Origin of the sequence: Nonomuraea sp. ZG12 (assembly GCF_052068115.1) — a bacterium.
Lineage (GTDB): Bacteria > Actinomycetota > Actinomycetes > Streptosporangiales > Streptosporangiaceae > Nonomuraea.
This window is the reverse complement of record NZ_JBQHCW010000106.1, coordinates 1-523: the sequence shown is the minus strand read 5'-3', so window position 1 is coordinate 523 and position 523 is coordinate 1. Positions and strand designations below refer to the sequence as shown.

Annotated in this window: 1 protein-coding gene; it reads left to right on the top strand. The window is 67.5% G+C overall.

Annotated elements, in window-relative coordinates:
* The coding region (locus ACTMTF_RS49470) for a serine hydrolase domain-containing protein (RefSeq protein WP_441117047.1) at positions 1–523 on the top strand (523 nt) is incomplete at both ends.

The window sequence follows — 523 nt, the reverse complement described above, 5'->3', positions numbered from 1 at the left end:
GACGACCGGTTCAGGACCTACCGGCCGCAGGAGCTGGTGGAGCTGGCGTTGTCGAAGCCGGCGCGGTTCGAGCCTGGTACGGGGTGGAGTTATTCCAACACCAATTATGTGCTGGCCAGGCTGCTGATCGAGAAGGTCACCGGCCGCTCCTTCGCCGGGGAGATGGAGCGGCTGATCCTGGGGCCGCTCGGGTTGTCGGGCACCGTGGTGCCGGACGCCTCGCCGGAGATCCCGGAGCCGTACGCCCACGCCTACTACCGCTACGAGGACGCGGGCGAGGAGAAGACGGTCGACGTCACCCGGCAGAACCCTTCGTGGATCTCCACCGGCGGTGACATGATCTCCACCACTCAGGACCTGCACACGTTCATCTCCGCCCTCGTGGGCGGCAGGCTGCTGCCGGCCCCGCTGCTGGCCGAGATGTGCGCCCCGCACCCGACGGGCATCCCCAACATGGACTACGGCCTGGGAGTGTTCGTGATGACCACCGACGACGGCCACACCGTCATCACCCACAACGGCG